This window comes from Stenotrophomonas pictorum JCM 9942 (genome assembly GCF_001431585.1).
Taxonomy (GTDB): Bacteria; Pseudomonadota; Gammaproteobacteria; order Xanthomonadales; family Xanthomonadaceae; genus Stenotrophomonas; species Stenotrophomonas pictorum.
Genome location: NZ_LLXS01000052.1, coordinates 1 through 8,880, shown reverse-complemented (window position 1 = coordinate 8,880; position 8,880 = coordinate 1). Strand labels below are relative to the sequence as shown.

General features: G+C 66.4%; 7 protein-coding genes. 3 read left to right on the top strand and 4 right to left on the bottom strand.

Annotated features, from left to right (window positions below; translation table 11 throughout):
* The first annotated feature begins 136 nt into the window (after positions 1 to 136).
* Together ARC78_RS14630 and ARC78_RS14625 are read left to right on the top strand one after the other, a co-directional pair.
* Positions 137 to 700, top strand: a complete 564-nt coding sequence (locus ARC78_RS14630) for a DUF1190 domain-containing protein (protein WP_057506550.1) — start codon at positions 137 to 139, stop codon at positions 698 to 700.
* Between the two features lie 4 nt (positions 701 to 704).
* Positions 705 to 1,892: a glutathionylspermidine synthase family protein gene (locus ARC78_RS14625; RefSeq protein WP_054658997.1), complete on the top strand. Its 1,188-nt coding sequence runs from the start codon at positions 705 to 707 to the stop codon at positions 1,890 to 1,892.
* 58 nt (positions 1,893 to 1,950) lie between these two features.
* Here the strand turns inward: ARC78_RS14625 and ARC78_RS14620 are convergent, their stop codons facing one another.
* From ARC78_RS14620 to ARC78_RS14605, 4 genes are all read right to left on the bottom strand, one after another.
* A complete protein-coding gene (locus ARC78_RS14620) occupies positions 1,951 to 4,596 on the bottom strand; it encodes a TonB-dependent receptor (protein ID WP_054658996.1) in 2,646 nt (881 codons plus the stop codon).
* 62 nt (positions 4,597 to 4,658) lie between these two features.
* Complete coding sequence (locus tag ARC78_RS14615; RefSeq protein ID WP_054658995.1) at positions 4,659 to 6,233, bottom strand: alkaline phosphatase D family protein; 1,575 nt, start codon at positions 6,231 to 6,233, stop codon at positions 4,659 to 4,661.
* Between the two features lie 276 nt (positions 6,234 to 6,509).
* Positions 6,510 to 7,808 (bottom strand): DUF58 domain-containing protein, encoded by a 1,299-nt coding sequence (locus ARC78_RS14610; protein ID WP_054658994.1) that lies wholly within the window; start codon positions 7,806 to 7,808, stop codon positions 6,510 to 6,512.
* Positions 7,805 to 8,743, bottom strand: a complete 939-nt coding sequence (locus tag ARC78_RS14605) for an AAA family ATPase (RefSeq protein WP_057506549.1) — start codon at positions 8,741 to 8,743, stop codon at positions 7,805 to 7,807. The genes ARC78_RS14610 and ARC78_RS14605 overlap by 4 nt, the downstream gene beginning before the upstream one ends.
* On the opposite strand from ARC78_RS14605, the gene ARC78_RS16445 reads away from it, so the two are divergent.
* A partial coding sequence (locus ARC78_RS16445) for an AAA family ATPase (protein ID WP_199398923.1) occupies positions 8,645 to 8,880 on the top strand: 236 nt, incomplete at its 3' end. The two genes, ARC78_RS14605 and ARC78_RS16445, sit on opposite strands and share 99 nt — an antisense overlap.

The window sequence follows — 8,880 nt, the reverse complement described above, 5'->3', positions numbered from 1 at the left end:
GGTTGCAGCTGCAACCATCGCGACGCTGTCTGCGTGCCTGCAACTGAAAGCCGATTCAGTTTGACCGCGCTGCCGATTTCCGCCCGATGCGCTGGATCGGGCATCATTCGGAAACGACTTTCACGGGGAATCGACGATGAAGCGATCCAGGACCACCGCACTGCTGCTGATGAGCGCCGCGCCGCTGCTGTTTACCGCCTGCCAGAAGGAGGAAGCCGTACAGGTGCAGGAAGGGCTGTACACCTCGGTGGAGGCCTGCGGTGAAGCGACCGGTGATCCGTCCGCGTGCCGCACGGCGTTTGCCGCCGCGCAGCAGCAGGCGGCCGACGCCGCGCCCAAGTACGCCAGCCAGGCCGAGTGTGCCAAGGAATACCCGGCCGAGCAGTGCGTGCAGCAGACCACCAGCGCCGGCACCTCGTTCATCGGGCCGATGATGATGGGCTTTTTCATGTCGCAGATGCTCAACAGCGGCCGCGGCGCGGTGGCCGCCCCCCCGGCCGCGCAGCCGGCCTTCAAGGACAAGGCCAATGGCTGGGCCAAGCCCGCACCGGGCGGCAGCGGCGGCCTGAACACCGCCAGCGGCATCGGTGCCGGCAAGGCCGGTCTGGCCCCGGTCACGGCGACCCCGAACCGCGCGGTGACCGCCAGCCGTGGCGGCTTCGGCACGCGCAGCGGCGGCCGCAGCAGCGTCGGCGGTTGATGCGGTGAGGCGTATCGCAATTGCCGAGCGCGGCAACTGGCGCGCGCGCGCGGCCGAGGCCGGGTTCCGCTTCCACACCATCGACGGTGCCCCGTACTGGGACGAAAGCGCGTACTACGCCTTCACCCTGCGCCAGATCGAGCACGACATCGAGGATCCCAGCGCCGAACTGCATGCGATGGCACTGGATCTGGTGGGCGAGGTGGTGGCCAGCGAGGCGCTGATGGCGCAGCTGGCCATCCCGGAAGCTTTTCGCGACTGGATCGCCGAGAGCTGGCGCCGGCGTGATCCGCATCTGTACGGGCGGCTGGACTTCGCCTACGACGGCACCGGCCCGGCCAAGCTGTACGAGCTGAACTACGACACGCCCACCTCGCTGTACGAGGCGTCGTTCTTCCAGTGGCAATGGCTGGAGGACCAGCGCAACCGTGGCGCGCTGCCGCTGCAGGCCGACCAGTTCAATTCGATCCACGAAACGCTGGTGGAGCGCTTTGCCGAACTGGCGGCGCGGCTGCCGCCGCCGCTGTATTTCAGCGCGGTGGGCGAGTCGAGCGAGGACCAGGGCACGGTGGATTACCTGCGCGATTGCGCGGCGCAGGCCGGCCTGCACGGCGCGGCGATCGCGATCGAGGACATCGGCCTGTCGGCCGACGGCCGTTTCACCGATCTGGACGATCGGGTGATCGGCAGCCTGTTCAAGCTGTACCCGCTGGAAGACCTGATGCGCGAGGAGTTCGGCGCGGCGCTGCCCAAGTCCGGCGTACAGCTGCTGGAGCCGGCGTGGAAGGCGGTGCTGAGCAACAAGGGCATCCTGCCGCTGCTATGGCAGCGCCATCGGGGCCATCCGAACCTGCTGGAAGCGCATTTCGACGATGGCAGCGCGCTGCCGGCCGGCTGGGTGCGCAAGCCGCTGCATTCGCGCGAGGGCGCCAATGTCGCCATGCACATGAGCGATGGCCGCTGGCAGGAAAGCGAAGGGCCGTACACCGGGCCGAGCATCCGGCAGGCGTTCCATGCGCTGCCGGTGTTCGAGGGCAACTATCCGCTGGTCGGCAGCTGGGTGGTGGGCGATCAGGCCTGCGGCATCGGCATCCGCGAGGACGACAGCCGCATCACCCGCGACAGCGCCCGCTTCCTGCCGCACGCGATCATCGATGACGCGCCGCAGGGCAGCACCCGCATCTATCTGTAATCGATCGGCCGGGACGCTAGAACAGGACAAGGCCCCGCATCGCGGGGCCTTGCTTGTTTTACATCTTGTAGATCAGGTGCACGCTAAAGGTGCGGCCGGACTCACCCTCTGAGCGCCACCATTCCAGATCCTCGCCCACGGCCAGATTGCGCTTCTCGTTGAGCAGGTTGCGCGCGTCGAACTTCACCAGCCAATGCGTGCCGAAGTGGTGGCGCAGGCTGAAGTCCAGACTGTCGTAATCGTCCGTGCCGCGGTTGAGATAGGGCTCGTCGCCCAGTGTGGTCAGGCTGGCGCTCTGGTAGTTCCAGGCCAGGCGCACCTCGCCGCCTTGCGGCAACGCATAGAACACGGCGAGGTTGGCCAGCCATTCGCTCTGGTCCACCAGTTGGTCGAGCTGGTGACGCTGGCCCTTGGCGATGTAGTCCATCGATCCATCCGACCACATCAGATTGGTGGACATGCCCACCTTGTCACTCAGGAAACCGGGCAGGTGCGGGATGCGGTTGTTGATGTAGCCGAACTCCACGCCGCTGATGGTGGAGCCCTCGGCATTCATCGGCCGGGTGGACAGCCACGATAGGCCGTCGATCTGCACCTCGCTGGCCAGGCGGAAGATGTCGTCCTTGATTTGCTTGTGGAACAGGCCCAGCGTCATCGCTGAATCGTAGCCATCGATGAACCATTCCACCGCCACGTCAAAGTTGTCCGACACGCGTGGCCTCAGGTCCGGGTTGCCCTGGCTGATGGTCTGGTTTTCTTGGTTGATGGTGGAAGGTTCGGCGATCTGGTTCGGCATCGGCCGGCCCAGGGTACGGCTATAGGCCGCTTTCAGCCGCCAGCTGTCGTTGAAGCTGTGCAGCAGGTTGGCCGAGGGCAGCCAATGGTCGTACTTGCCCTTGCTGGGGACAAAGCGGGGGTCGAACACGCCATTGACGGTTTCCGGCGCGTGACCGGTGTAGTCCGCCTTGTCGTAGCGCAGGCCGGCCACCACCTTGGTGCTGTCGGTGGCATAGCCGAACATGCCGTAGCCCCAGCCGATGGTCTCGTCGTAGCGGAAGTCTTCCGTGCCGGAGGCTTTCAGTGACGAGGCCGCGTTGATGCCCAGCGTGGGCAGCACTTCATCGCGGAACTTGGCGTAGTCCACCACCATCGACGGCAGCGGGAAATAGCCCGGGGTGAAATGGTAGTCGCTGTAGCCGGCCAGGGTGAAGACCGGATTGATGACGTAGTTGGTCACCGTGACGTCGCGCTCCAGCGCATAGTCACGCAGGCCCGCACCGAACTTCCAGCCCCATCCCAGGCTGCCGTTGTCCATGTTGTGGCTGTAGTCCAGCTTGAACTCGGTGGCATCGGCTTCCGAGGCGGTCTGGGTGGTGGAGGCGCTGGCCAGCTTGTAGCCGCTGGCGTTGCCATAGCGCTCTGGTTCGCGCACGTCGAAGCCGTAGTGCTTGCCATCGAACCAGTAGTCAAGCAGGCCACCGGCATTGCTCAGGCGATAGCGCACCTGTGGAGCCGTATTGTCGTAGCCGGAGAACGAGTAGCCGGCACGCACATCCAGGCGGCTGAGTTCATCGAAGTCGAAACGTGAGTGGTAGATCGCACCGCGGCTGCGGCGGTCGATGGTGTCCATGTAGAACGCGGTATCGGCCCGTCCCACGCTCAAGGTGCCGGAGGCGTCGGTCTGGTTCTGCATGCCCGACAAGCTGTTGAGGCTGTATTCGTTGCGGTTCTCGGTGTAGTCCTGGCCGTAGCCGTACAGCAGCAGCGAGTGGTAGCTGCTGTCGTTGGGCTTCCACTCCAGGCGCGCGGAGATGCCCTTGCGGTCGGAGACGCGGTTGTTGAAGTCATAGCTGCGCGCGGTGTCGGGTACGGCGCGGTAGCCGTTCCAGCCCGGTGCCGATGGCGAGGCGATTTTCTTGCCGGACTGGTCGAAGAACATCAGGCCGTTGGCGTTGTACTTGGTCAGGTCGCGCTGCTGGGTGCCGGCGTTGGCGGCCAGGGTCAGGCCCCACTGCCCATCGGCACCGAATACCGTCGACCACAGCGCGCTCAGGCCTTTGCCAAGGTTGTTGCGGTGGTCGTCGTGCAGGTTGTTGGTGTTGGGCACCGTGTTGTAATCGGCCCAGTTCAGCTGCGCGTCCACGATCAAGGCATCCTTGCCGCCGTTCTGGAATGCGCTGCGCGGCACCAGGTTCACCACGCCACCGACCGAGCCCGATTCCAGGTCGGCGGTAAAGGTCTTGTAGATGTCGGTGCGGCGTGCCACCTGGCTGGGGATCATCCCCATGTCGACGCGGCGGGTGCCATCGCCCGAATCGCCCACCGAGATCATGGTGATGCCGTCGATCATGGTGTGGTTGAGATCCGGGGTGATGCCGCGAATGGTGATGAATTGGCCTTCGTCGTCACGGTACAGCGTGCCGACCCCGGGCACGCGGCGCAGCGCCTCGGTGATGTTCTGATCGGGCAGATCGCCGGTATCGTCCTGCACCAGGCTGTCGACGATGCCGTCGGTGTTGCGGCGGATCTCGATCTGTTCCTGGCCTTGCTGGATGGAGCCGGCCACCACCTGCACGGCATCGAGCTGGGTGGCGTCGGGGGCGGTCTGTGGTACGGCGGCGAAGGCCGGGGTTGACAGGACAAGCGCCAGCGAGATGCTGGCGGGCAGCAGCGCGGTACGCAGCAGGCGCGGAGATACGGTCATGGGCGTGGCTTTCCAATCGGGGAGAAAACGGCGAGGGTGCACGGCGCGCGCCGGCAATTCGGTCAGATGCGTTCGGGCTGCGGCCGGTCGGGGCTGAGCTGGAAGCGGGCGACGGTGGACAGCTGTCCGCCCGGGCGTTCGACGCGGTCCACTACCTTCAGCTCGGTGCTCCAGCGGTCGGCGCGGATATCGAAGATCTGGTAACCGCGCTGCGCGTTGTTGAAGCTGATGTGCGGGTTTTGTGCCAGGTAGTGTTCCTGGCCTTTGCGCAGTAGGCCGCCATCGCCGTTGGAGCTGATCGAGGTGCAGACGAACTCGCTGGCAACCGCGGCGCTGGCCAGGTCCTGCGGATTGGAGGGCAGGTGGCCGACGTAGTGCTGGTGCACATCGCCGGTGGCGATCACCACATTGCGCAAGCCGCGCTGCTGGATGGCCTGGATCAGGCGCGCGCGCGAACGCGGGTAGCCGTCCCAGCCATCATCGCTGAGTGCGGGCTCGGTGGCATCCGGGCGACGGCGGTCCAGCGGCATGCACACCACCTGCTGGGCGATCAGGTTCCAGCGTGCGTCGTTGTCCAGACCCTGCTGCAGCCACTGCTGCTGTGCATTGCCGAGCATGCTGTCCTCACCATCCACATCGGTGCGGCAATGCGGCTCCTCGGGCTTGCCACAGAACTGGTCGCTGCGATGGCTGCGCGTATCCAGCACATGCATGCGCAGCAATTGTCCGTAGTCGAGCCGACGGTGCATGCTCAGGCCATGCGGGCGCGCCAGCTGTGCGCGGCGTACCGGCATGTTCTCGTACCAGGCCTGCAGTGCCGCAGCGCGGCGCAGCAGGAAAGCTTCGGGCGGCGTACCGTCCTGATCGAACTCGCCGGCCCAGTTGTTGTCCACCTCGTGGTCGTCGAACGAGGGGATGAAAGCGACCGCCGCGTGTGCGGCCTGCAGATCGGTGTCGCTCTTGTACTGGGCGTAGCGGCGACGGTAGTCGGCCAGATCGTAGATTTCCTCCCCCAGGTGCTCGCGCACCATGATCTTGCGACCGTCCAGGGTCACGCCTTTGCCGGCTTTTCCTTCATAGATGTAGTCGCCGTAGTGGAACAGTGCGTCCAGCTCGCCATCATTGGCCAAGTGCTGATAGGCGGAGAAGTAGCCGGCTTCGTAATGCTGGCAACCGGCCACGGCGATGCGCAGTGCATCCGGCGTGCTGCCAGCGGCTGGTGCGGTGCGGACACGACCGATGCTGCTGCTGGCATCGTCCAGGTGGAAGCGGTACCAGTACGGTCGTTGTGCGGCCAGCCCCGCCACTTCGACATGCACGCTGTGGCCCAGCTCGGGGCGTGCGATATGCGCACCGCGCTGCACGACACGCGAGAAATGCTCATCCTCTGCAATTTCCCACTGCACCTGCATCGGGGTCATCGGCATGCCACCGTGTTGCTGCAGGGGCTCCGGCGCCAGGCGGGTCCAGATGACAAAGCCATCGGGCAATGGATCACCGGCGGCAACGCCCAAGGTGAAAGGGTTCGCGTTGAGTCTGGGAGCTGCAAGCAGGCTGCGCGGCGCCATGCCGGCCAGCAGGGCAAGACCACCTGCGCCGAGCAGTAGCTGGCGGCGGGTGACGAGACGAGCGTTCATCGAGCAGAGAATTTCCGTACAGCGGTAGGCGGGGCGGATTCTCTTGTCCGAGCATTACATGGTGGTTACCACGGTGTGTCGGTGATCATGTGGGTATGCATGCGGTGATGCAGGGCGTCTTGCGCTGCAACGACATCGCAGCGGAAACATGCAAAATCCTGCGATAGAAGATGCGTGCGCAATGGAGTGCGATGGCCGCTTTGGCGCAGGCCATGCTCCGCTCAGGCAATGCCTGGCTTGGCCCGGCACTACAGCTTTCGCTGTCTACATCGCTGCTTACAGCAGGCCGTCGCGCTTCACGGCCAGGTAGCGTTCCACCAGCGCCGCCGGCAACTCCTCGGCGGTGACATCCAGCACCATCACCCGGTGGCTGCGCAGCGCTTCGTGCGCCTCGCTGCGTTCTTGCAGATAGCGGGCGATCGCGCCGGCCTGCACCGCGTCGGCCAGGGTGTCGACTTCGCGGGTCAGTGCCTCATCCAGCGCCCGTTCGCGCAGGCTGGCCACGCACACCAGGTGACGCTTCTGCAGCAGCCGCACCGCGGCCAGCAGATCCTCGATGTCCTCGTCGCGCACATTGGTGACCAGCATCACCAAGGCACGGCGCGACTGGCGCAGCGACAGCTCGGTGGCGGCGGCCAGATAGTCGGTGGCCACCGGCTGCGGCTGCAGGTCGTAGCTGGCGCGCAGCAGCGCATCGATCCCACCCATGCCACGTTGCGGTGCCACCCAGCGGGTCTGCCCGCCGCTGGCGAACAGGCCCACGCCATCGCCCTGGCGCAGCGCCAGATACGACACCACCAGCGCGGCATTGAGCACATGATCGAAGTGCGACAGGCCACCGTCGTCGGCCATCATGCGGCGGCCGGTATCGATCAGCATCAGCAGCTGCTGGTTCTTCTCGTCCTGGTACTCGCGCGAGATCAGCTTGCGTGCGCGTGCGGTGGCCTTCCAGTCGATCTGGCGCAGGCTGTCGCCGACCCGGTATTCGCGCATCTGGTGGAAATCGGTGCCTTCGCCACGGCGGCGCTTGAGGTGGGCGCCGACCAGGCGCGAGGCCATTTCCGCGCTGAGCAGCGCAAAGCGGGTGAGCGGGGCGAAGTTGGGATACACGCGCACGGTCTGCGGCGTGCCGGCCAGGCGTAGCTGGCGCCACAACCGCAAGGGCGAATGCAGCCGCAGGTGCACGCCATCGAACACGAAGGTGCCGCGGCTGGCCGGGGTGAAGCGGTAGCTGAAACGGGTTTCACTGGCGCGCGCCAGCGTCAGCCGGCGTGGCAGGCCCTGGCTGTTCCAGCCATCGGGCAGCAGGTCGAACACGTCCACGCACTGGCGGCCGAAGGCATCCAGCTGCAGCCAGGTTTCGCGTTCCACGCCCAGCGCCAGTGAATCGGACAGCTCGCGTCGCACCTGCGGGGTGGGCCGGCGCCACAGCAGCAGTCCATCCAGCAGCGCAAGCAGGGCGATCACGCCCGCCACCGCCTGCCACAGTGGCAACGGCAGGTAATGCAGCGCCGCCGGCACGCCCAGCAGTCCCCACAGCACCAGCAGCGCGAGCAGCAGCGGGGCGGGCCTCACTTGCGCGGTGCCTCCACCTTGGCCAGCAGCGCGGTGAGCACATCGTCGGTGGACTGGCCTTCGATCTGCAGTTCCGGTGCCAGGGTGATGCGATGGCGCAGCACCGGCCGGGCGATCTCGCGCACGTCATCCGGGGTGACGAAATCGCGCCCGGCCAGCACCGCCTGCGCGCGTGCGGCGCGCACCAGGCCGATGCTGCCGCGTGGACCGGCGCCCAGCGCGATGCCCGGCCACTTGCGCGTGGCGGCCACGATGCGCACCGCGTAGTCCACCACCTGCGGATCGACGGTGATCGCCGCCACCGCCTTCTGCAGCGCCACCACATCGGCGCCACTGAGCACGCGCGGCACCTGCGCCAGGTTGAAGTCGCTGGCGGTGCGGCCGGTGGTGATGGCCTGCACCATCTGCTTCTCGTCCTCCAGCTGCGGGTAGTCGATCAGCACCTTGAGCAGGAAACGGTCCAGCTGCGCTTCGGGCAACGGGTAGGTGCCCTCCTGCTCGACCGGGTTCTGCGTGGCCAGGGTCAAAAACGGCGGGCTCAGCGCGAAGCCGCGGCCTTCGATCGTCACCTGGCCTTCCTGCATCACTTCCAGCAGCGCCGACTGGGTCTTGGCCGGGGCGCGGTTGATCTCGTCGGCCAGCAGCAGGTTGGTGAACACCGGGCCGCGGCGGATCTTGAAGCTCTCGGTCTTCGGGTCGTAGACCGCATGGCCGCTGACGTCGCTGGGCATCAGGTCCGGGGTGAACTGCACGCGCGCGTAATCCAGCTCCAGCGCCTGCGCCAACGCGCGTACCAGCAGCGTCTTGCCCAGTCCCGGCACGCCTTCGATCAGCACATGGCCGCCGGCCAGCAGCGCGATCAGGATCTGGTCGAGCACATCGGCCTGGCCGATGTGCTCGACCAGATCCTGATCGCGCTGCTGGCCGGCGGCCATGTGCTGATCGAAGGCGTGCCGGGGCTGGGCAAGACGCCGCTGGTACCCGCCGTGGCGCAGGCGCTGGAGCCGGATTACCCGGGCGGGCAGTTCACCCCGGACCTGATGCCCAGCGACGCCAGCGGCCATGCGGGCTA